The 22,926-nt window shown below is 66.6% G+C and carries 16 protein-coding genes; 8 read left to right on the plus strand and 8 right to left on the minus strand.

Annotated elements, in window-relative coordinates; genetic code table 11:
- Positions 1-58 precede the first annotated feature (58 nt).
- The 5 genes from EG812_RS05920 to EG812_RS05940 all read right to left on the minus strand — a co-directional run bounded on the left by EG812_RS05920 (position 59) and on the right by EG812_RS05940 (position 5,384).
- A complete protein-coding gene (locus EG812_RS05920; RefSeq protein WP_126710980.1) occupies positions 59-1,066 on the minus strand; it encodes a sugar phosphate isomerase/epimerase family protein in 1,008 nt (335 codons plus the stop codon).
- Between the two features lie 80 nt (positions 1,067-1,146).
- The gene (locus EG812_RS05925) at positions 1,147-3,258 is read right to left on the minus strand and encodes a PQQ-dependent sugar dehydrogenase (RefSeq protein ID WP_233579391.1); all 2,112 of its coding nucleotides are present in this window, start codon (positions 3,256-3,258) and stop codon (positions 1,147-1,149) included.
- A gap of 381 nt (positions 3,259-3,639) precedes the next feature.
- On the minus strand, positions 3,640-3,906 hold the full coding sequence (locus EG812_RS05930; protein WP_013734061.1) for a hypothetical protein: 267 nt from the start codon (positions 3,904-3,906) through the stop codon (positions 3,640-3,642).
- A 36-nt stretch (positions 3,907-3,942) separates the two neighbouring features.
- Positions 3,943-4,761, minus strand: a complete 819-nt coding sequence (locus EG812_RS05935; RefSeq protein WP_126710981.1) for a ribonuclease HI — start codon at positions 4,759-4,761, stop codon at positions 3,943-3,945.
- A 77-nt stretch (positions 4,762-4,838) separates the two neighbouring features.
- Positions 4,839-5,384, minus strand: a complete 546-nt coding sequence (locus EG812_RS05940) for a DUF4352 domain-containing protein (protein ID WP_013734059.1) — start codon at positions 5,382-5,384, stop codon at positions 4,839-4,841.
- Between the two features lie 98 nt (positions 5,385-5,482).
- On the opposite strand from EG812_RS05940, the gene EG812_RS05945 reads away from it, so the two are divergent.
- From EG812_RS05945 to EG812_RS05965, 5 genes are all read left to right on the plus strand, one after another.
- Positions 5,483-7,444: an HsdM family class I SAM-dependent methyltransferase gene (locus EG812_RS05945; protein ID WP_126710982.1), complete on the plus strand. Its 1,962-nt coding sequence runs from the start codon at positions 5,483-5,485 to the stop codon at positions 7,442-7,444.
- Positions 7,445-7,649: 205 nt separating this feature from the next.
- Positions 7,650-8,750, plus strand: coding sequence for a serine/threonine-protein kinase (locus EG812_RS05950; RefSeq protein WP_013734057.1), 1,101 nt, complete (start codon positions 7,650-7,652; stop codon positions 8,748-8,750).
- Between the two features lie 16 nt (positions 8,751-8,766).
- Positions 8,767-11,586: an SNF2-related protein gene (locus EG812_RS05955; protein ID WP_126710983.1), complete on the plus strand. Its 2,820-nt coding sequence runs from the start codon at positions 8,767-8,769 to the stop codon at positions 11,584-11,586.
- Positions 11,583-16,484 carry a DNA methyltransferase family protein gene (locus EG812_RS05960; RefSeq protein WP_126710984.1) on the plus strand — a complete coding sequence of 1,634 codons (4,902 nt, stop codon included), beginning with the start codon at positions 11,583-11,585 and terminating at the stop codon, positions 16,482-16,484. The genes EG812_RS05955 and EG812_RS05960 overlap by 4 nt, the downstream gene beginning before the upstream one ends.
- Positions 16,485-16,528: 44 nt before the next feature.
- Positions 16,529-18,085: an ATP-dependent nuclease gene (locus tag EG812_RS05965; RefSeq protein ID WP_126710985.1), complete on the plus strand. Its 1,557-nt coding sequence runs from the start codon at positions 16,529-16,531 to the stop codon at positions 18,083-18,085.
- Between the two features lie 394 nt (positions 18,086-18,479).
- On the opposite strand, the gene EG812_RS05970 is transcribed toward EG812_RS05965, so the two are convergent.
- A complete protein-coding gene (locus EG812_RS05970; RefSeq protein ID WP_126710986.1) occupies positions 18,480-18,677 on the minus strand; it encodes a DUF397 domain-containing protein in 198 nt (65 codons plus the stop codon).
- Positions 18,670-19,551, minus strand: coding sequence for a helix-turn-helix domain-containing protein (locus EG812_RS05975; RefSeq protein WP_126710987.1), 882 nt, complete (start codon positions 19,549-19,551; stop codon positions 18,670-18,672). The genes EG812_RS05970 and EG812_RS05975 overlap by 8 nt, the downstream gene beginning before the upstream one ends.
- A 420-nt stretch (positions 19,552-19,971) precedes the next feature.
- On the opposite strand from EG812_RS05975, the gene EG812_RS05980 reads away from it, so the two are divergent.
- A complete protein-coding gene (locus EG812_RS05980) occupies positions 19,972-20,241 on the plus strand; it encodes a hypothetical protein (protein WP_126710988.1) in 270 nt (89 codons plus the stop codon).
- Between the two features lie 145 nt (positions 20,242-20,386).
- Positions 20,387-20,608 carry a hypothetical protein gene (locus EG812_RS05985; RefSeq protein WP_126710989.1) on the plus strand — a complete coding sequence of 74 codons (222 nt, stop codon included), beginning with the start codon at positions 20,387-20,389 and terminating at the stop codon, positions 20,606-20,608.
- A 34-nt stretch (positions 20,609-20,642) separates the two neighbouring features.
- Here the strand turns inward: EG812_RS05985 and EG812_RS05990 are convergent, their stop codons facing one another.
- The gene (locus tag EG812_RS05990; protein WP_233579392.1) at positions 20,643-21,437 is read right to left on the minus strand and encodes a G5 domain-containing protein; all 795 of its coding nucleotides are present in this window, start codon (positions 21,435-21,437) and stop codon (positions 20,643-20,645) included.
- Positions 21,438-21,903: 466 nt separating this feature from the next.
- On the opposite strand from EG812_RS05990, the gene EG812_RS05995 reads away from it, so the two are divergent.
- Complete coding sequence (locus tag EG812_RS05995; RefSeq protein ID WP_126710990.1) at positions 21,904-22,803, plus strand: hypothetical protein; 900 nt, start codon at positions 21,904-21,906, stop codon at positions 22,801-22,803.
- The last annotated feature ends 123 nt before the right edge of the window (positions 22,804-22,926 follow it).

The raw sequence follows: 22,926 nt of genomic DNA on the forward strand, positions 1-22,926 counted from the left end.
GCCGTGATGTCGACGGGCACCGGGCCGACCGTGCGGCCAGGTGCCCGTCGGCGTCCGGTCAGTACCGCAGCTTGCGCAGGTAGCGGTAGCCGACCTCGGCGGTCTGCTGGGGCGTCACGTCGGGGGTGTCGTTCTCGACGATGTACTCCTGCACGGCGTGGCCCCGGAAGATCCGCGCGAAGTCGATCATCCCGGTGCCCAGGTCGGCCATGTCTCCGTCGGCGGCGTGCCGGTCCTTCACGTGGTACTGCAGGACCTGCTGCGGCGCGCGACGGATCACGTCGAGCGTGAAGCCCTCCGGGTCGGCCGCGCCGGCACCGGACTCGATGCCACCGGTGACCGCCCAGTAGATGTCGATCTCCAGGTGGACGAGCTTGGGGTCGAGCTCCGCGGTCAGGATGTCCCAGGGCGTACGCCCACCGCCGAGGTCGATGGTGAACTCGTGCGCGTGGTTGTGATACCCGTACCGCAGACCTGCCCTGCGTGCCGCGGCGGCCTCGACGTTCATCTGCTCCGCCCAGCGCTTCCACTCGTCGGCGCTCTCGGAGTAGAGGTACGGCACGACCATGTACTTCTGGCCCAGGGTGACCGCGTCCTGGATCTTCTGCCGTAGTCCGGCGGCGTCGGCGCTGATCCCGTCGTGGCTGGAGCTGGCCTTGATCCCGATGCTGTCGAGGAACCGGCGCAGCTGCCCGGCGCTACGACCGAAGTAGCCGAGTGCCAACTCCACCTTCGGATAGCCGATGCGGGCGAGGTGTTTGAGGGTGGCGTCGTAGCCCGGCGAGCCGTTCAGCGCGTCGCGTACCGTCCACAGCTGGATGCTGATCAGACCCGGCGGCACGTGGTGTCGCCCGGCGTGGCCGTGGCCCGGTCCGTGACCGTGACCGGGCCCGTGGCCGTGACCCGGACCGTGACCGTGGCCGGGACCGGCGGTCGCGGCGGTCGCACCGATTCCGGACGCGACCAGCCCCACACCGGCGGCGGCTGCCAACGAACCGCGCAACAGGCCCCGCCGGTCGATGACGGACCGCCGCAGCGCGGCCTCGCCGTCGTACCCGTAACACATGTGGCACTCCTCTCGTGGTGCGTGGACCCGGACCGAGGTCCCCGGCCGACCGGTATCGACCAGGGACCTCGGTCGGGGACTTACTGGGTGGGGACCAGGACGACCTCGGTCGTGCCGGTCAGCGGTGGCAGGCCGTCACCACCCGGATCGGTGTACGACGCGACGAACACCGCGGACAGGTTGTCGGTCGCCGGATCGTGCCCGGAGGGCACCGTGGTGGTGATCGTGCCGGTGCATCCGTTGGCCGTGGTGATCGGGTGGCCGTGGTCGTCGTGACCCAGGATGTACGTCACGCTGACCCGGGCGCAGTCCACCGGCTGGTCGTCGGTGACCCGCACCTCGAACTGCACCACGTCACCGAAGGTGAACGGCTGCCCGACGACCGGGCTGACCAGCTCCACCACCGGCGTGGCGTTGCCGACCACCACCCGCACGGAGGCCGACGCCGACCGTCCCTTCTGGTCGGTGACCTTCAACGTCGCCTCGTAGCTGCCGTTGCGGCGGTACGTGAACGTCGGGTTCGCCTCGCGGGAGTCGACCTTGTCGTCGTCGTCGAGGTACCACTCGTACCGGAGTCGGTCACCGTCCGGGTCGGCGGTGCCCGCGCTGGAGAACTCCACGGTCAGCGGCGCGAGCCCGGCCGTCTGGGTGGCCGACACCTGCGGCACCGGGCTGTGGTTGCCGTCCCAGCCGATGTGGTCGACGCGGGCCAGCTGGGCGTCCGGGTTCTCGCTGAAGTAGCCGTCACCGTATTCGAGCACGTAGAGCGCGCCGTCCGGGCCGAACTCCAGATCCATCGGGTTGTCGAAGACCACCGACGGCAGCACCGACTCGATGCCGCGCAGCTCACCGCGCCGATCCAGCTCGAAGGCCTTCACGTAGTCGCGGGTCCACTCGTAGAACAGCGGCTTGCCGTCGTAGTACGCAGGCCAGCCGGACGGGTTGCGGCCGCGGGTGGTGGAGCGGTCGAACCGGTACGCCGGACCGGCCATCGGCCCGATGCCGCCGGTACCCAGCTCCGGGAACTGCGGGGACAGGCCGAAGCCGTACCAGACCTGCGGCTGCTGCACCGGCGGCAGGTTACGCAGACCGGTGTTGTGCGGCGAGTCGTTTACCGGTGCGGTGCAGTTGAACGGCGCCCCCGGCTGGGAGGTGGCGAAGTCGTAGTCGAGGTACGGCTGGTCCGGCGTGATGCAGTACGGCCAGCCGTGGTTGCCGGGCTCGCGGGCGGCGAGCCACTTGCCCTGCCCCGCCGGTCCGCGATCCGGGTTGGGTTGGCGGGCGTCCGGCGAGTAGTCACCGACGAACAGCGTGTCGGACGTGCGGTCCAGTTCGATGCGGAACGGGTTGCGCAGCCCCATCAGGTAGATCTCGGGCCGGGTGTTCGGCGTCCCCTTCTTGAACAGGTTGCCCTTCGGGACGGTGTAGCCGCCCTTGGCGCCCACCTTGATCCGCAGGATCTTGCCACGCAGGTCGTTGGTGTTGGCCGAACTGCGCTGCGCGTCGTACGCCGGATGACGGCCGGGGCGCTCGTCGATCGGCGCGTACCCGCCGGACTCGAACGGGTTGGTGTCGTCACCGGTGGACAGGTACAGGTTGCCCTTGTTGTCGAAGACGATGTCCCCGCCCACGTGGCAACAGATGCCCCGGTCGACCGGCACGTCGATAATCTGCTGTTCGGACTTCAGATCCAGCTTGTCCTTGACGAGGCGGAACCGGGACAGCCGGATCACCCCGCGGAAGGGCGCGACGTCCTCCTCGGTGCCCCAGGCCGGCGCATCGCCCTCGTTGACATCCGGAGTGGACGGATCGTCGACCGGGGTGTCCATCGGGGGCGAGTAGTACAGGTAGACCCAGTTGTTGCCGCCCTTGCCGAAGCCCGGGTCGATCGCGACGTTCTGCAGACCCTCCTCGTCGTGCTGGTACACGTCGAGGGCCGCGGCGATCGTGTTGCGGCCGGTGGCGGGGTTGTGCAACCAGACCTGACCGGCGCGGGTCACGTGCAGCACCCGGCGGTCGGGGAGCACGGCGAGGTCCATCGGCTCGCCCGGTCGGTCGTTAAGTGTGACTTTCTGGAAGGCCGAGTCCGGGGGAGCGCTGGTGGGCGCCGGTGCGGCCATCGTCGGGGTCGGCGTCGCGGTGAGCGCGATGGCGGTCAGACCGGCCACAGCGAGCGCGAGTCGTCTCTTCAACTGCCTCTCCTTCGGTGAGGGATTGGTCGGGCAGGTCGTAGACGTGGTGGCTGGTTCCTTCTCGTGGGATGGGGGCAGCACGGAACCGCCCGTCAGCACCGCTTGCGCGGCAGTCCGGGCGTGTTCTGATGGACAGGGACGCAGATGTGGTCAATGGCGAGGTCACGTCCGAGGAGCGGCGCCTGTATCGATTTACCTCGACGTAACATCTCGCCTGAAGCTAACAAAGTGATGCAGATGTGTCTATGGCTTTCGCCGATCTTCGTGGAACTTTCCGTCAGGACAGCGAAAGAGTTGTCCATGCAGGACGAATCCCAGCTCGACGGGAGCTCCTCCGGTCCGGTTCCAGCAACATCCGCCGGCATCCCGCGTCCGTACGGGTCAGCGCTGCGCGGCGCGTAGGTGCCGGATCAGGACATCCACCGGAATGCCCAGCACGCCGGCCAGCAGGACCATCGGCTCCGGATGACCCCGCGCGTTCAACTCCTCGTAGATCGCCAGCAGGCCGCGTAGCCGAGCCTCGGCCTCCTCGGGTCGGTGCGGCAACTCGGCCAGCCGTTGCTGGACGAACCGGCGCGCCATGGTCTGGTTCGCGTCGACGGCGGGGACTTTCTCGTCGCGCGGCTGCGGATTCCGTTCGCTCGACACGGCGATGTCCTTCCTGTCAGGGCGGGCAGAGGGCGGTCAATGTGCGACGGTGGCGTGCCAGTCCCGCAGGAAGGCGTCGACCAGGTCGTGGGCGCGCCGACGTACGTCGAAGGACTCGCCGATTCGCCGACGGGCCATGTGGGACAAAGCGTCGGCGGCCTCGTTGAGCGGATGGCCGCTGTGCCCCTTGACATGCTCGAACGACAGCTCCGGCCGTTGCTGCACGAGCTGGGCGAGCCGGACGAGGGTGGGCTGATCGGACCACTGGCGGGGCCGCAGGCTGTAGCCCGCCGGCATGGCGGTCGTCTCGCCGGCCTGCCACTGGTGCAGATAGCGCAACGCGGCGAGGCTGTCCAGCAGCACGACCATCCCCACCGGCGGCACGTCGTGGGCGCCCAGCAGGAAGTCGACCGCGCGTAGTTCGTTGATCAGGACCCGGGAGCACCCGGTGGTGTCCATCCGCACGCTGCACCGGCCACGCAGGCCGTAGTGGCCGTCGCTGACCACGTACCCGATGCCGCCGGCCCGGTCCTTCCAACTGGCGTCGGTCGCGGCGACCATGGCCCCGGACGCGCTCGCCCACCGCGCCACCCGGCCGCGCCCCCGGCGCCTGTCCGGCCTGGTGCGGCAGGCCGCACCGTGCTCAACGGCCTGCTGCTGTGCGGTGTCGAGCAGGTGGCGGGCCGAGGAGAACTCGTCGTATCGCGCGGCGGTCAGGCACAGCCGCAACCCGTCACCGATCAGCTCGCACTTGGCACAGTGAGTCGGCCGGACGTAGGTCTGCAACGCGAGGGCGGACTCGCGCAGGTCGGCGGGAAGCAGCTGCACGGCGCGTAGAAACTCGTCAGGACGCACGACGTTCTCCCTCCGCTCGGAAGTGGAATGTGGTGGGGCGGGTCCTGGCGCAACCCGCCCCGGTCGATGCGCGCGGGTCAGTTCAGGGCGACGGTGACTCCGCCGGAGAACGGCGAGTCGTGCAGCTCAAGCTTGGTGAGCTTGACGCCCTTGGGGATGTCGAAGACGACGACGCCGGTGACCTGGTTGCCGGGGTTGATGTCGTTGAGGAAGGTCTCGGCGTTCTCGTTGGCGTAGATGGCGGCAGCTCCGTCGGCGGAGTACTCGGTGCCATCGGCCGCGTACGCCTTCTGGCTGCTGCCGTCGAACATCTGCGACTTCTTGCCGATGTTCTTGACCTTCAGCGTGACCAGGCAGAACTGGCCCTGTGCCTTGGCGCCGAGCAGGTCGCTGCCGACCTTGCGGACGCCGCACTTGGTCGACTTGACGGTGAATTCGAACTTGCCGTCGCGGGCCGGGTCGCCGACCTTCGCCACCTTCTCGGCCTTCTCGGCCTTCTTGTCCTCGCTCTTGGCAGCGACGTCGCCGCCACTCGCGTCGCCGGCTTCGTCGGTGGCTCCGGCACCGCAGCCCAGGCCGATGAGAGCGGTGGCGAGCAAAGCGATCAGCGTGGTCTTACGCATAGTTGTCCTCCAGTCATCATTGTGCGGCGTCAATGAGAACACTGCCCGTGAACACTGTCAACAGACATGTTGCTTGACAGGTGTGGCACACTCCGAACGTGCAGGTGAAACCGACAATTACGGCGGCCGAAATCGCCCGGCTCGCCGGGGTCGGACGGGCCGCCGTCAGCAACTGGCGCAAGCGGCACGCCGACTTCCCCGCCCCGGTCGGCGGAACGGCGGCCAGTCCCGAGTTCGACCTCATCCAGGTCGAACAATGGCTGTGCGTCCAGGGCAAGCTCGCCGAGCAGGCCACCGCCGACCGGCTCTGGCGGCGGATCGCCCCCACAAGCGAATCCCCCGCCGCAGCGCTGGCCGCCGTCGGCACCCTGCTCCTGGCCCGACAGCGCGGCCAACGCCCCCGCCGCCCCGTCGACCCACATCTGAAACCGCTGCTGCCCGACCTCGAAGCCCTCGCCGACGAACTCGGCCCCCAGGGCGCCTTCGACGAACTGTGGCAACGCTTCTCCGCACCCGGTCCCGGGCGGTCCTTCGCCACCCCCGACGACCTCGCCGACCTGATGGTCGGGCTGGCCGGCGTCGATGGCTGCACCGTCCTCGACCCGGCCGCCGGCTCCGGAGCCGTGCTGCGCGCCGCCGTCCGCGCCGGCTGCACCACCGCCCACGGGCAGGAACTCGACGAGGGCCTGGCCCGACTCGCCGAACTCTGGCTCGCGTTGCGCGAGGTGCCCGGCGACATGAACGTCGGCGACTCGCTACGCGCCGACGCGTACGCCGGACACACCTACGACACCGTGGTCTGCCACCCACCCTTCGGCGCCACCAACTGGGGCGACGAGGAACTCAGCCACGACCCACGCTGGATCGTCGGCACCACCCCGCGTACCGAACCGGAACTGGCCTGGGTCCAACACGCCCTGGCCCACCTGCGGGCCGGCGGGCACGCCGTCCTGCTGATGCCCCCCACGGTCGCCAGCCGCCGCGCCGGCCGACGCATCCGCGCCGAACTGCTGCGCCGCGGCGCCCTGCGCGCCGTGATCGCCCTGCCGCCCGGGGCAGCCGCGCCGCACGGCGTACCGCTGCACCTGTGGGTGCTGCGGCGGCCCGCGCCCGACACACCACCACCGGCGCGGACACTGCTCGTCGACGCCGCCGGCGTCGACCTGACCACGAACGGGCCACGGATCCTGGCCGCCTGGCGGGCCTTCGACACCGACCCCGAGGCCGAGGAGCCCGGCTTCGCCCGCGCGGTACCGGTGATCGAACTGCTCGACGAGGAGGTCGACCTCACCCCCGCCCGCCGCCAACCCGCCGTCGCGGGCGAGGCCACCGGAGAACAGGTGGTCCGCACCAGAGAACGCCTCGCCGCCCTCGTCGGCGACCTGCCGGCGCTGATGCCGCAGGTCACGCCCGCGCAGAAGGGGCCGGACGGCGAATTCCTGACGGTGGGGGAGCTGATCCGCTCCGGTGCCCTGCAGCTGATCGGCCCCATCCGCGCCACCCCTGCCTCCGAAGCCTCATCCGGGGCTGCTCCGGCCGACGGCGGCTCGTCCGGCACCGCCTCAACCGCAGCGGGTGAGGCGGCGGACGGTCCACGTGTGTTGACCGTGCATGACGTCCTCGACGGGAAGCCGCCGTCCGGCCACGACGACGGCCGGCTCGGCCAGCAGATCTGCCTCGCCGTCGGCGACGTGGTGGTGCCGATGGTCGCCCGACAGCTCACCGCCCGGGTGATGGCCGCCGAGGGTGCGCTGCTCGGACGCAACCTCTACCTGCTGAGACCCAACCCGGCGGCACTGGATTCGTGGTTCCTGGCGGGGCAGCTACGCACCTCGACCAACGAGAAGCAGGCGTCGAGCCTGTCCGGAACGCTGCGCTTCGACATCCGCCGCGCCCAGGTCCGGCGGATGTCGCTGGAGGACCAACGGGTGCAGGGGGCGGCGTTTCGCCGGCTGGACGCCTTCGAGTCGGCCATCCGGCAGGCCGCGACGCTCGGTGCGGAACTGGTCCAGCTGACGGCCGACGGCCTGGCCAGCGGGTCACTACAAGAAGGTCGTTGACCGCCCGTCCAGCAGCTCACCGCACGAGGCAAGCACGATCCGCGGGACGCAAGCACGATCGGCTGTCGATTGTGGTCCGTCAGGGCGACGTTGCGCGCCAGAGGGCCGGTGGCTTCCCATTGACGGGCGTTGTACGGTCATGCCTCCATGCAGCCCGAAGCGCACCAACGCGTCGGGTATGGGCCATTGTGGAGGGGGAGAACCAATGGCACTCGGCAACGTCGGCGGGTACACGCTGGTGGAGCCGCTCGGGTGCGGCGGTATGGGGGACGTCTACTTCGCGATCTCCCCGATCGCACAGCGGGTCGCCCTCAAGGTGATCAAGAAGCATCTCATCGCGGCGCCGACGATCCGGGAACGCTTCGCGTCCGAGGTGGAGAGCCTCAAGCTGGTCTTCGGCTCGCGGGTAGCTCGGCTGGAGGACGCCGACGCCACCGGCGACCCGGCCTGGCTGGCGGTCGAGTACGTACCCGGCGCCACCCTGCGCGAGTACGTCGACGCCCGAGGCCCGCTGCCGCTGCCGCTGGCGGCCATGGCCGGTGCGATGCTGGCCGAGGGGTTGGCCAAGGTGCACCAGGCCGGTCTGCTGCACCGGGACCTGAAACCGCAGAACATCATCCTCGGCCCGGACGGCCCGAAGCTCATCGACTTCGGCCTGGCCGTGCTCATCGACCGCAGCGACTACCTGACCGCACCCGGCGCAATGGTCGGCACCCCGGCCTACATGTCGCCCGAGCAGGTCCGGGGCGAGCGCAAGCTGACCCCCGCGGTGGACATCTACGGCCTGGCGGCGGTGCTGGTCTTCGCGCTGACCGGTCACGCTCTCTACCCACCGACCAACTCGTGGAACCTGCTGCTGCGGATTACCGAACCGAGCGACCTGCCTGACCTGTCCGGTGTGCCGGCGGAGTTGGTGCCACTGCTCGGCGCGATGCTCGCCTTCGACCCGTCCGCCCGGCCCGCGCTCGCCGACGTCCAGGCCCGCCTGCTGGCCGTGGCCACGGCGACCAGTGGCAGGACGGTCCATGACCTGCGGCAGGAGGTCGCCGCGCGCACCTACGACAGTGCGACCGAACTGCTGGTCCCGCCCGACCTGCAAGACCCGAAGCAGGATCCCGAGGACCCGCCCGTGGTGGCGAGCGAGCGGGCGGACGACCGCGCTGTCGAGGAGAGAAGCACCGTCGCGGTGCCGGAGCCGGCCCCCACGAAGGTCGATCCCGAGCGCGTCGGGAGCGGCCCGCCGGTCGACGTGACCTGGCTGGTCGAGAAGCTGCGCCGCCAGTACGCCCGCCGAACCACCCTGTAGGAAGGCCGCACCACCGATGACCACCGCCCAGGAGGCGACCTTCGCCCCCGGTTCCCGCATCATCGTCCGCGACGAGGAGTGGCTGGTACGCAGCGTCAAGACCGGCACCGCCGACGGCACCATGATCAAGGCTGTCGGTGTCTCCGAGTTCGTCCAGGACGTCGAGGCGACCTTCTTCACCGCCCTCGACGCCATCGCGCCGATGCGGCCCGAGGAGACCCAACTGGTCCGGGACACCTCCTCCCGGTTCCGGCAGAGCCGACTGTTCCTGGAGGCGGTGCTGCGGCGTACGCCCCTGCCCCGCACCGAACGCGGCCTGGCCCTGGCCGACCGGTTCCTGCTCGACCCGCTGACCTACCAGCAGCGTCCGGTCGAACTGGCCCTGTCCGGCCTGCGACCGCGGATCCTGCTGGCCGACGTAGTCGGCCTGGGCAAGACCCTGGAGATCGGACTGATCCTGGCCGAGCTGATCCGCCGGGGGCGCGGCGACCGCATCCTGGTCGTCTCACCGCAGCAGGTGCTCGAACAGTTCCAGCGGGAACTGTGGACCCGGTTCGCCATCCCGCTGGTACGCCTGGACTCCACCGGCATCCAGCGCATCCAGCAGGAAATCCCGGCCGGGCGTAACCCGTTCACGCACTTCAAGCGGGCCATCATCTCCGTCGACACGCTCAAGGACGCCGGGCAGTTCGGCCACCACCTCGACGCCACCACCTGGGACGCCGTGGTCATCGACGAGTCACACAACCTGATCAACAAGGGCACCAAGCGCAACGAGCTGGCCCGCCGGCTGGCCGCGAAGACCGACGCGCTGCTGCTGGCCAGCGCCACCCCGCACAACGGCGACAAGGAGTCCTTCGCCCAGCTCATCTCACTGCTCGACCCGGCGGCCATCGCCAACCCGAAGGACTACCAGGCCAGCGACATCGCCCACCTCTACCTGCGCCGCACGAAGATCAGCCAGGAGGTACGCGACCAGATCGGCGACCGCTGGGCCGACCGTGGGCCGTCCCAGCCCCTCCACTGCCAGGCCACCCCCATCGAGGAGCAGATCTTCGACGAGCTGACCGATGTGTGGCTTGCCGGCAAGTGGAGCGACGAGTCGGTCACCGGCCAGCACCGGCTGTTCCCGTACACCCTGTTGAAGTCGTTCCTCTCCTCCCACCGGGCGCTGCACGAGACGGTGACCAACCGGAGCAAGAAGGCCACCGGCACCGAACGCGCGGCGCTGGACCGGCTCGCGGAGCTGACCTCGGCGATGACCGACCGCGACTCCAGCAAACTGCGCCGCCTGGTCGAGGAGCTGAAGGAGATCGGCGTCGGCAAGGGCAGCGACACCCGGGCGGTGGTCTTCTCCGAGCGGGTACCGACTATCAAATGGCTCGCCGACACCGTCCCCGGCCTGCTCGGTCTCAAGCCCGACGCGGTGAGAGTGCTGCACGGCGGCGTGGCCGACTCCGACGAGCAGCAGATCCTCCAGGAGTTCGAGTTGGCCGGCAGCGGCGTGCGGTTGCTGTTCACCGGCGATGTCGCCTCCGAGGGCGTCAACCTGCACCAGCAGTGCCACCACCTGATCCACTACGACATCCCGTGGAGCCTGATCCGCATCGAGCAGCGCAACGGCCGCATCGACCGGTACGGGCAGCGCCACCAGCCGCAGTTCCGGGCGCTGCTGCTCACCTCCGCCCGCGAGGACGCCAAGGACGACCGTACGGTCTCCGAAGTGCTGCTGCGGCGTGAGGAGACCGCCCACCGCACCCTCGGCAGCGTGGAGGCCGCGACCGGCCACTACGACGCGAAAGCCGAGGAGGACCGCCTGGTACGCGACCTGCTCCACGGCAAGACCGTCGACGAGTCGTACGCGCAGGCACACACCCAGATCGACGTGCTGGCCGACCTGTTCGGCGACGTCGGCAGCGCCCCGGTCGTCGAAGAGGTGCCACAGGCCCGGGTGCCGAAGCTGTTCGACTCCACCCGCGACTTTGTCGACGCCGCCCTGCACGAGATCTACGACGACCGACCCGAGGACCGCATCGACCTGCGCCGCGAGGACGAACTGCTGACCTTCCGCGCCCCCGACGACCTGGTGCACCGGCTCACCGACCTGCCGCGCTCCTACCTGCGTACCCACCGCGAGGGCGAGGACCTGCGGCTGAAGGTCACCTTCGACCGCAGGCTCGCCCAACGCAAGCTCGACCAGGCGCGGCAGAGCAGGACGCCGATGTGGCCGGAGATCGCCTTCCTCAGCGACGTCCACCCGATGGTCGACTGGCTTGTCGACAAGGTGCTGATCCGGCTGGGCCGCCAGCAGGCCCCGGTGCTCACCGCCGACGTGAGCACCCCGACCTTCCTCATCCAGGGCGTCTACGCCAACCGGCTCGGCCAACCCACCGTGGTGCAGTGGATGGCCGTGGCCGGTCTGCCGGCCGAACCGACCATCGCGCCGATGGACGAGGTGCTGCGGGCGGCCGGGGTCGGCCCCGACATGGTCAACCGGGCCGAGACCATCGACACCGGCGCGCTGAGCGAGCGGCTGCCACGGGCCGTGGCAGCCGCCCGCGATCACCTGGAGGGCAAACGGGCCGAGTTCGACGCGGCCAACGCCGAGCCGCTGCGCCGCCACCGCGAACGACTGGTCACCTTCCAGCAGGCCAGCCTGGTCGACGAGTTGCCGGGCGCGCACCGGGAGCGCCGCCGCCAGCGGGTCGACGCCACCGTCGCCGAGCAGCACGACCTGCTCGACCGCCTGGAAACCGACGGCGAACCGCTGCTGCGGGTGCTCGCCGTCCTCGTCCCCTCGCCGGAATCCGCCCCTGAGCACGGAGTGCCAGCATGAGTTTCGAGTCGCTGACCAACCGTGGCGAGTACCTCTCCGCGCACTACCTCGCCGAGATCCTGCCCACCACCCTCAAGAGCAGCGACCTGGTCAAGGGCTGGATCGCCACCGAGAAGGCCGGCGGACAGACCCCCCGCACCGGCCTGCGAGGTCTGCGCCGACCCTACTTCGACGCCAAGACCGAGTTGGCCGACGAGGAGTTCTTCGACCCGGAGCGGCTGCGCAAACTGCACCAGGAACTGCTGAAGGCCCTCGGTTTCGAGCCCGCCCCGCAGACCATCACGGTCGAACGCGCCGGCCACGAAACGGAGATCACCGTCGCGCACGCCGAGCTGGGCACCGGGCACGGGATCGTCGCGCTGGACTGCGGCTGGGCCGTGGACGCCGAGGCCGCCCAGGACCCGGACGCCGCCGGCCGACTGCTCGCCCCGGTGACCCTGCCCGGCAACGAGACCGTCACCACCGGCGCGAAGCTCGCCTCCTGGCTGTTCGCCGTCGAGCAGCCACCCCGCTACGTGCTGATCCTCAGCGGCGGCGTGATCACCCTCGCTGACCGGGCCGCCTGGGGTGAGGGCCGCTATCTGGCTGTCAGCCTGGACACCGCGTACGCTCGCAACGACGACCGGGAGTACGACGTCGTCGCCGCCCTCTTCGGCGCCGACTCGCTGCGCCCACCCGCCGAGGGCGGCACCGAACCCCTCGCCGACCTGGTTGCCGGCTCCCGCCAACACGCCGTCGGGGTTTCCAGCGAACTCCGCGAGGGCCTGAAGGTCTCCGTCGAACTCATCGCCAACGAGGTGCTGGACCGCATCCGCGCCGCCGGCTACCAGCCGCAGCAGGTGATGGTGCTCGACGAGCTGGCCAAGGAACTCGGCCGCGAGGCGCTGCGCTACCTCTACCGCATCCTGTTCCTGCTCTACGCCGAGGCCCGACCCGAGCTGGGCGTGCTGCCGGTCAACGACCCGCAGTACGTCGAGGGCTACAGCCTGGCCCGCATCGGCGACCTGGTCGCGCGTCGCCTGCCCCCGTCCGCCGAGGACGGCACCCACCTGTACGAGTCGCTGGACCTGCTGTTCCGCATGGTCAACGACGGCCACAACCCGCGCGGCGGCACCGAGGTCGAGGCAACGGCCAGCGAGGGCGAGGGCCTGCGCTTCGAGCCCATGAAGTCTGACCTGTTCCTGCCGGAGAAGACCAAGCTCATCGGCCGACTCATCCCGGTCCCCGGCAGCGACGAGGACGACCCCGACGGCCCGACCATCGACACCCGGCTGCGCAACAAGGTCCTCTACGAGGTGCTGCGTCGACTGATGCTCACCAAGGGCGGCAAGCGGCGACGCGGCGGCTTCATCTCGTACGCCCAGCTCGGCATCAACCAGCTCGGCGCGGTCTACGAGGGCCTGATGTCGTACACCGGTTTCGTCGCCACCGAGCAGCTCTACGAGGTCGCCAAGAACGGCGACCCGAAGGACGGCTCGTGGATGATCCCCGCCTCCAAGGCCGACGAGTACGACGACAACGTCTTCGTCTACCGCGAGAACGCCTACACCGGCATCCGCAGCCGCGTCGTCTACGAGGCCGGTCAGTTCGTCTACCGGCTCGCCGGCCGGGACCGGCAGACCAGCGCCTCCTACTACACCCCGCAGTCGCTGACCGAGGTCACCGTCCAACTCGCCCTGAAGTACCGCCTCGACCAGAACGACACGATCACGCCCGCCCGCGAACTGCTGGACTGGACGATCTGCGAACCGGCGCTCGGCTCCGGCGCGTTCCTCAACGAGGCCATCAACCAGGTCGCCGCCGAATACCTGCGCCGCCGCCAGAAGGAACTCGACACCACCCTCGACCCCGAGGACTACCACCTCGAACTCCAGCGGGTAAAGGCGTACATCGCCCTGCACAACTGCTACGGCGTCGACCTCAAACGTATGCCGGTCGAGCTAGCCGAGGTCTCCCTCTGGCTCAACGTCATGCACGCCGGCCTGCAAGCCCCCTGGTTCGGCCTGCACCTGCAACGCGGCAACTCCCTCATCGGCTGCGGACGCAAGACCTACGAGGCGAAGCAACTCGCCGACAAGTCTTGGCTCACCACCGCCCCGGCCGAGAAACCCTTCCGCGACGGCCCGATCGACCCGGACACCATCCACCACTTCCTGCTCCCCGCCGACGGCTGGGGCGCGGTAGCGGGGGAGAAGGAAGCCCGCGAACTGGCCCCCGCCGAAACCGCAAAGCTAAAAGCTTGGCGTACGGCGATGAAGCGCACGCCGTCCGCCAAGGGCAAGAATTCCCAGGTCAAACGCCTGCAAGCGCTCGGTCGCCGGGTCGAGTTCCTGTGGGGGCTGGTGCAGCAGCGCCTCGCCATCTCCGAGCGGGAGATCCGCCGCGACATCAAGGTCTGGGGTGCCGACGACCTGCCCGAGGTGCGCGAAGCGGTAGCCCGCGAGGACATCCTCGCCGACCTGACCGCACCCGGCACCCCGTACTGGCGACTCAAGACCCTGATGGACGTCTGGTGCGCCCTGTGGTTCTGGCCGCTGGACAAGGTCGGCCTCCTCGACGGCTCCGACCCCGCCTACCCGGCCACCCCCGTCCAGGTCGAGCACGTCAAAGACATCCCCGCGTACGACGAACCGGCTGTGTACGAGGCCGCCGACCTCTTCGGCAACGTGCAGCCGCAGCAGATGAAGCTGCTTACCAAGCCCACCGGCGGCACTCGACGGATGACCGTCGCCGAACAACTCCGCCAGCAGGTCCCCCTGACCAACCTGGACGACTGGCTAACCTTCGCCGAAGCCCTCATCGGTCGCACCGACGCCGACGAGAACACCGAGGCGTTCTACGGCCGCAAGCTCACCAGCCTCGACGAGATGAGCGACTTCGAGCAGAAGCTAGACGGCGTCATCGGCGTCGACTCCCCTTGGACCCTCTCCGACCGCTTCCCCTGGCTCCTCACGGCCGATCAAATTGCAAGGGAACAGGGGTTCTTCCACTGGGAACTAACCTTCGCTCAGGCGTTCGCCTACGGCGGCTTCGATATCCAGGTGGGAAATCCTCCTTGGGTCCGCCCACGCTGGCTGGAAGATGGGGTCCTCGCTGAGCATGAGCCATGGTTCAAGCTTGCAGACAAGCCTGCGGTGCCTGCATGGCGAGCGCGCAAGGAAGAAGCGCTACGAGTGCAGGCAACCTTGAACCAATTTCTCACCGAGTTTACCGCCAACGCGGGGATGGTTGCTTTCCTGGGAAGTTCTGCAACCTTCGACCTGATAGCTGGGACGCAGCCGGATCTGTACCGGGCCTTCATGTGCCGAGCGTGGAGCAACCTCAGTGCTGAGGGGATGGCAGGCTTAATCCATCCGGACAGCCATTTCAATGGTGCTCTCGAGGGGCGACTTCGGGCAGAAACTTATTGCCGTCTGCGTTTACATGCCCACTTCCAGAACCAGCGTCTACTCTTTCCGGAGATCGACTGGAGTCGTCAATACTCGGTAAACATCTATGGAAGCAGCAGGCAAATATCTTTCCTTCACCTAAGCTGGTTGTTTGATCCCGGGGTGCTGGTCGCCTCACTGACTCACGACGGTGCCGGTCCAGTTCCCACCATTAAGCATCATGGTTCCTGGGACCTCCGCCCGCACGCGTCCCGCGTGGTCCGTGTCGACAGAAGCATGCTCGCCACTTGGCGCCGGCTGCGGGAAGACGGAACGCCAGTAGAGCGGACTCCCCTCCTATATCCGGTGTCCGCTGAGGAAGACGGCGCGCTAGCGGCGCTTGCGGAGTACCCCGACCGGCTCGGTGTGCGGACGATGTGGGTAACCAGCGGTTACCACGAATCAAACGCTCCGAAGTCTGGCCTAATCCGCGCCGAGTTTCGGCAACCGTCTTCTTGGGATGAGGTAATTTTGCGAGGTCCGCAAATATCGATTGCCACCCCCTTCGCGAAGCAGCCTCCGAACACTGGCCGCTACGATCCTCCGACAAATCTGGAGTCGCTGTCGCCTCATGCTGTGCCCGCTACCGACTACGTTCGCGCCACCGATTTGGCAACCTACAACCAGGCGCAAGATATCTGGGAGGGTCGCCGCTACACGACGTATTACCGGCTGGCTTGGCGGCGACGAATTCCGTACAATACCGAGCGGTCGCTCTTTGCGGCATTGATTCCACCGGGGCCAGCACACGTCAACCCAGTACATACAGCTGCCTTCTCCCGCCTTGTCGATACAGTTCTCGCCGCAGGCTTCTGGGCGTCCCTTCCGCTTGACTACCTCCTGCGCATTACAGGACGGGCTGACCTGCTTGCCGGAGAGGCCCGAGCGATGCCTGCTGGTGATGCCAGCCATCCCCTATCATCCAGTCTTCTGCTGCGTACTCTGCGATTGAATGCCCTCACGGATGAATACGCGCCGTTGTGGAGCGAGCTTTTCGACGAGGTTTGGCTGGCTGAGAGCTGGGCGGTGCAGTGGCCGGGTCTTCCGCAGCTGTCGCTAACCTCTACCGGCCCGCTTGGGACGACTTGGACAGCCGATACGCCGCTTCGGACAGAGCGAGCGCGCCGGGCGGCCCTGGTAGAGATCGACGCACTGGTGGCGGCGTGGCTCGGGATGACAGCCGAGGAACTGGTGGCCGTCTACCTCAGTCGATTCCCGCAGCTTGTTGACTACGAGTCAACGACGTGGTTCGACGCACACGGGCGCAAACTTGTCGCCGACAGGAACGCGTTCGGCCGTGGTCAAACAAAGGAGCACTACGAACAGTTAATCGCGTACCTCGATGATCCGGAGCAGAACGCGGTCCCTGAGGGTTACACGGCACCGTTTTACAAAGCTGATCGAGTGAATGAGTATCGACAGGCTTACGCGGTTTTCAGCATGCAATCGATGCGGGGCAGTGTTACGTGACCGCGCTTTTTTGCGGTTGGCGCTTCACACCAAGGGGGATTTGAATGACTAAGAGTGAGATCCGAGACAGCGAAATTCGCGCACTTGCGGAGCGCGTTCGCAAGCGTGCATACAGGAAGTATCTAACCAGCATGCGGTTGGTCAAGATACGAAGCTTTAGTGACCGCGAGATCCGGTTCGACTTCCCAGTGACAGCATTAGTGGGTCCAAATGGTGCGGGCAAGACAACGATCCTAGGCGCTGCGGGACTAATTTATGAGAAGGTGAAGCCGCGTCGATTCTTTGTAAAGAGTGGCGCATATGATGACAGCATGAAAGGCTGGCGTGTCGAGTACGATCTAGTTGATAGCTCCCAAAAGCCAGGATCTACGCTGTCGCGAACAGCTAGTTACTTAAGGGCAAAGTGGAATCGGGATGCCGTTAAGCGAGACGTGGTTATCATTGGAATTGCTCGAACCCTTCCTGCAAGTGAGCGCAATGACCTGTATAGGTTTGCTCGCAATGATTTCTCTGCCGCCGGTGAGGTCTCATTCGATCCGCCTGTCATTGATGCCGTTCAGCGTATCCTTGGCAAGGATGCCGACAATTACTTGAAGGTTGCAGCGGATAAGGCAGGGAGATCGCAGATCTTTGCGCTCAGAGACGCCGGCCAGCCCGATGGGAGTTATTCGGAGTTTCATTTCGGAGCGGGAGAGGCGAGCATTATTCGAATTGTATCGAAGGTCGAAGACGCCGCAGATGACTCCCTTATCTTGATCGAGGAAATCGAAAATGGGCTGCACCCGGTGGCAACTCGGCGGCTAGTGGAATACTTGATCGATGTGGCAAGACGTAAGTCTTGCCAGATAATCTTCACCACCCATTCCAATGATGCGCTTGCTCCGCTGCCTACTGATGCGGTGTGGTCGTCCTATAAGGGGCGTCTCACCCAAGGCAAGCTTGACGTAGCGGCTCTGCGCACTCTTACGGGTCAGATTGATGCGCAGCTTGCGGTATTTACCGAAGATCGATTCGATGAGATGTTCGCTGATGTCACTCTCCGCTCATATGCCCAAAGAAAGTCGTTGGACCGATCGAGTATAAAGATTCATGCGCTTGGGGGGGCCGCGCCAGCCCGAGATCATACTCGGTTTCATAACGGTAATCCGACCCGGACTTTTCCTGCGGTTTGTATGCTTGATGGTGATAAATCGCTGGAGGATGGATATGAGCCTCGTGCTGTAACCCACGTGCGCGGTGGGATCGAACAGGCTGGCGTTGACATTGTCTTCGCTCCAGGCTCATCGGATCCCGAGCAGCACGTCTTTGAGACTATTTTTTCGAATTTGGAGAAGGGTAATCTAGTCGGCAAGCTTACCCTTGCGTTGCAACTCGATACGCCTATGCAGTCTCGTGTTCGAGAATCGATAACCGAGCGAGCGAGCACGAATAGAGATCCCCATCTAATCTTCGCTCAGATCGGAGAGGATTTGGATTTCCTTAGCGAGAGTGTAGTACAGCGGGCCTTCGTTACGACCTGGGCCTACGCATTTGCTGACGAGGTGGACGCCATTTGGGATCCGGTTCGATCCCTTATTCCTGCAGTAGCAAATGACGTGTAGCCAACAAGCCTCGTAATCGGCGCACGATTAGGCTGCCTCGTTCCTGCAAGCGTAAATTGCTGCATCCTTTTGAAGGGCTCGGTGGGATGATAAATCGGAGTGCCTCCCTACGTTTCGGGCGGGCTTTGCTGACCCAGGCGTAGTGGCTAATCGCCTAACCTCGGCGGTTGTGTATTTGCTGAATCAGGTAATGGAACGCACATCGACGGCGCTCCTATCTGGTGGGGTCCTCGCGGCGGGGATATCGCACCGCCGTCGGTCGAGCCGACTGTGGTGCACAAGGCTTTCATTGCGACACCATATATGCGGTGCTATCGAAAGATTTGTTGAGGGAGAGGTTGGCGGGAGCGCCTCCGGCATCTCTGCCGGCAGACGCTCTCGATCGACAGGTGGGTCAGCGCTCGTTTTTGGTGGACTGGACGAAGGTGGTCCAGGCGGTGGGGGAGAAGGTAAGGGCGGGGCCTGCTGGGTCCTTGCTGTCGCGTACCGCGACGAGGCCGGGGATGTTGTCGGCGACCTCGACGCAGTTGCCGTTGTTGTCGCCGCTGCGGGTGCTCTTGCGCCACTGCGCACCAAGCAAATCGTCAGCCATGGTAGACCTCTTCCTTGATCTTGCTGATCATCCTTCTTGATTGTTCCTCATCAAGTGAGAGGCTGACGAGGCTTGCCCAGACCTTCTCGTAGACCGCGAACTCTTCCGGCCGGTCGAGGTAGAGCGCACCGGTCACCGACTCGCTGTAGACGATGGACGGATCCGGGAAGACTCGGTTGCCGAGCGGAAAGTCGAGCATGACGAACGCCCCGGCCAACGCGCCGTAGTGAGCGCCTGCCGCCAGTGGGAGAACCCGGATCGACACGTTGGGCAGGGTGGTGCGTTCGAGGAGACGGTCAAGTTGCTCAGCCATGGCGGCGGGGCTGCCGACGCATCGAAGCAGCACGGCTTCGGACAGGACCCATTCCAGATTCGGTGCCTTTGGGAGTCGCCGAACCAGGATCTCCTGACGCCGTCGGCGAACTTCCAATACCTCTTCCAACTCCTCGATTGGCATGTTGGGCCGGTTCTGGTAGACGCCACGGGTGTAACCAGGAGTCTGTAGAAGCCCTGGCACGAGAGTGTCGTCGTGCTCGCGTAGGCGGGAGGCGGCGGATTCGAGGCCGACGTACAGCTCGAACCAGTCGGGGATGGCGTCGCCGTACGAGTGCCACCAGCCCTTGGCCTTGGTTTCCCCGGCCAGGGCGGTGAGGGCAGCGGTCAGCTCGGGGGTGGCGGCGTACAGCTCGCACAGGGCCTTGACGTCGACGGCGCGGGTGGGGCCGAGGCCGGTCTCGATGCGCCACATCTTCTGGCGGCTGCACTGCATGGCCTCGGCTGCGCCGTCCAGGGTCATGCGTGCTTCGGTGCGCAGGTCGCGCAGTGCTCGCCCGAGCTGTCGCCTGGGGACTGTCGATCCCATGTCGTCGGCCATCGGCCACCCCTCTCGTGTTGCATTTTGTTACATCCGGACGCCATCGGTGAAACGTGGAACCGTTGCCTGGGAATCGATTCCCCAGGTTCATTTGCGCGTGAGGTAATTCCTTCCTGACTCTACAAGACATCCCTGACATCGGTCATCACCGCGCAATTCCCACGCGCTGCAACTCGTGCGCCAGAGCGCCGGTTGCAGGGCGGTGAGCTGCTACGGGGCTGGGGGCTGTCCTGCAACATCACGCGACCCAACGGTGCAACACATGGGGATTGCGAAAAAGAAAGTCAGCGAAATCCCGCGCAATTGTGCCGTCCGGCGTTGCATTTTTCCTGCGTACTGTCATTTGATTGCCGCAGCGCGGCGGCCGGGTCTTCCCCCGAGCCGGCCGCCGCGTTTTTTCGGCAACGAGAGGTGCGGGACATGGGCAGGCGATGGAAGTGGTTCCTGCGGCCCGGAAAGGTCGCGGTGGATCTGACCGGACAGGCAGTGCCGGACGGTGACGTGCCGGGGCGGTTCCGGCGGCTGGTGGTCGAGGATGTCGTACCAGAGCTGCGAGTGACCTCGCGCTGCGACGACGCGGTCGTCTACGAACGGCCCGAGGAACGGCCGGTGTCCACCGACCACAGTCAGCGCGCGGACGACCACCACCCGGGAGTGTTGCGGCGCCTGCTGCGGGCGTACCGGCGATGAACGCCTTCGACCTCTCGCCCGCCCAGATCCGTAACCGGCTGATCCTGCGCGCCCGGCAGGCGGCGCTGGCCGCCACCGGACGACAGTTTCCATGGTCGCGCGGCCGGGCCAGGCGACGCGGACCCGGCCGCCGGTCGTGCCCCGCGTGACCGTCACCGCCGGGCAGGTGGTCCAACTGGGCGAAACCGATTACCGGTACGCCACCGGCGCGCTGCGCCTGCGGATCCTCCGGGTACGGCTCGATATCAGCCAGTGGTACGACGGCGAGTGGGTGTGGCTCGAAGGTGTCGAGATCGGGCCGGACGGCCGACCCGGGGCCTTCCGCCCGGTCCTGGCCCGGGTCGCGGCGCTGCGCCCGGTTACCTGAAACCCTCGGCCGTGGCCGGCCTAGTGCGGCGGCATCAGCGGTCGCAGCCGATGCCGTCACCATCGCGGTCGAGGTCGTAGATGTCGTTGCCGATCACCCGTACGGGTCCCTCGACGTAGGCGGGACCGTTGCCGCTGCCACCGGCACAGTCGACATCGCTGGCGATGGGCACGCAGGCACCGGCATAGTTCGGGTCACATCGCGGAGCCTCCTTGGTGCCGATCCGGACGACCCGGGTGACCGGCTTCCTCGTGACCTCCGACTTGATCAACTCCCGCTCGGTCTCGACCCCGTCGACCACGGTCACCTCGTACGTCAAAGTCTTGACGCCTGCCACGCCACGGGTACGCACCTTCTCGGTGCCCTTGGCCAGGGACGAATCCTTGACCGTCCTGGTCTTGTACGGCACCTTCTTCGTCACGGTGACGGTCCGCGTCAGCGTCTCCGGCGTCGGAGACGGCGTCGGGCTCGCCTGCTGCGACGGTGTGGGCGCTGCTGCCGTGGTCGGTGATGAAGTGCCTTCAGCCCGCGCGGACGGGACTGCCTCGGCAGCGAGATCCTGCTGTCCGGGAGAGTCGGCCCGGGGCGCGACGATCGCCGAGATCGTGGCCACTCCGCAGCACAGGAGCACGAGGGCGACGGCCCCGATCAGGACGAACATCAACGGGTTCGTCCGCTTCGGTGGTTGCAGCACCCGGCCGCCGACCATCGGGAAGACGGTGGTCGGGTGCGGCATCCCACCGCGGTGGCCGGGCGGCGGGACGTGCGGGAAAGAGGCCGGCGGCGAGGGCTGCCACTGCCCCGGGTCCTGCGGAGGCTGGTTGGTCACCCTGCGAGTCTGCTCAGCAGAGCCGGATTCCTCACCGGCCGGTCGGACCCGTTTTATGTCGATCAATCGACAAGGTCACCGTACGATCGTAGATTTCCATCCGTCACTCCATACCGGACGATGAACGATCGTCTACCCGTTTTCGTCGGAAGCCGTAGACGTCAGCCAGACGGACGAAAGGTATCGGTCCGAGTCACGAGATGGCTGGGATGATCGCCGACGACAGATCGGTCAGGTCGATGACGCCACGTCTCCGGCTATGCTCGCCCGATGCAGATGCGGTGGCGGTGAACGGGTGACGAAGTACCGACGTCGGGGACATTGGCGAAGGAGTTCGGGCGGCTCTTTGCACTGGGTGAACACCCACAACGTGACACGTTCCTCGTCGAGATTCTCCGCGCCACGGCGTCAAACCTACGCAAGATCGACCCCGCTGGTCTCCAGCCGTGCGGTGCCCAGCAGGCCGGTGGGATGGATCAGCCCTAATGCCCACTGCCCCGTCTGCGGCGCATCGGTCTATTTCTACGCCAATGAGCATGGCAGCCGCGTCTTCTTCGATGAACTGGGACCGCCGTGGCCCAAGCACCCGTGCACCGACAACGGCACAGCGCACGTGACCGCGGCGGGTGGCCGCCAGACGCCAAGCCGTCACGACTTCAGGCTCGCGCAGAACCCGGGCCACCTGCGCGACCCTCGCTGGAAGTCTTATGCGGTCAAGAGGGTCACGGTTGAGGGCGGCTATTCGCGCATTGCTCTTCAGGCGCTCAACGGGTCCGGGATCGGGCCTACCTGGACCGTCTCGGAGCGGGTGTCGCTACGAGCGGATGATCTCGTGTTCGTAAGAGCACAGCAGATGTCTTACTTCGATACCGCTGTGGGTGAGCCCGTGGTCGTCCAAGACGACAAGCGCGCTGCGTGGCTCGCGGGAAAGGTGATCACTGAACGGGACAGACAGCACATCCTGGCGATGCTGGATGCGCGAGTCGCTGCGGGCGAGGTGACGCCCGAGGAAATGGCGGCGGTGACGACAGCTGTCGTGACGGCACGGAATCGCGGCGATGTCGCCGACGCTTTCGAGATCAAGGTTGCGGACCTCAAGGTCGCGCCGCCCCGTTTCGGCGACCTGTTGCTGCTCGCGATCGCGTTCATACTCATGATCGTGGCGACCATCTTTGCCAACGACGCACGTTCTGTTCAGATGATGCTGCCCGGACTGCCGCTGCTCATGGCTACGGCGGTATACCGCCTCAACCCGGGCATGCGCCGCGGGCCGAGGATCCTATTCGCTGTGACGGCATCCCTGGTGGCGATCTGTCCCGCTGGGTTCATCGGCGGCGCGATTCAGGTCGTACTCCTCAATCGCTGACCGGGCAGGGTCAGTCTCCGAGGGCACGTTTGTGGAGCGACCACATCCGCCATACGTGACGAGGTGTCGCGTATCTGACCGAAGCTCCGCTATGGCTGATCGAACGGTCAGCCACAGTGGATA

Source organism: Verrucosispora sp. FIM060022, from assembly GCF_003977705.1.
In the GTDB taxonomy this organism is placed as follows: Bacteria; Actinomycetota; Actinomycetes; order Mycobacteriales; family Micromonosporaceae; genus Micromonospora; species Micromonospora gifhornensis.

What these genes read in the sequence shown, in the direction of transcription:
- EG812_RS05920 (WP_126710980.1), bottom strand. Translation starts at nt 1,066, where the DNA reads ATGTGTTACGGGTACGACGGCGAGGCCGCGCTGCGGCGGTCCGTCATC.
- EG812_RS05940 (WP_013734059.1), bottom strand. Translation starts at nt 5,384, where the DNA reads ATGCGTAAGACCACGCTGATCGCTTTGCTCGCCACCGCTCTCATCGGC.
- EG812_RS05950 (WP_013734057.1), top strand. Translation starts at nt 7,650, where the DNA reads ATGGCACTCGGCAACGTCGGCGGGTACACGCTGGTGGAGCCGCTCGGG.
- EG812_RS05955 (WP_126710983.1), top strand. Translation starts at nt 8,767, where the DNA reads ATGACCACCGCCCAGGAGGCGACCTTCGCCCCCGGTTCCCGCATCATC.
- EG812_RS05960 (WP_126710984.1), top strand. Translation starts at nt 11,583, where the DNA reads ATGAGTTTCGAGTCGCTGACCAACCGTGGCGAGTACCTCTCCGCGCAC.
- EG812_RS05965 (WP_126710985.1), top strand. Translation starts at nt 16,529, where the DNA reads ATGACTAAGAGTGAGATCCGAGACAGCGAAATTCGCGCACTTGCGGAG.
- EG812_RS05970 (WP_126710986.1), bottom strand. Translation starts at nt 18,677, where the DNA reads ATGGCTGACGATTTGCTTGGTGCGCAGTGGCGCAAGAGCACCCGCAGC.
- EG812_RS05975 (WP_126710987.1), bottom strand. Translation starts at nt 19,551, where the DNA reads ATGGCCGACGACATGGGATCGACAGTCCCCAGGCGACAGCTCGGGCGA.
- EG812_RS05980 (WP_126710988.1), top strand. Translation starts at nt 19,972, where the DNA reads ATGGGCAGGCGATGGAAGTGGTTCCTGCGGCCCGGAAAGGTCGCGGTG.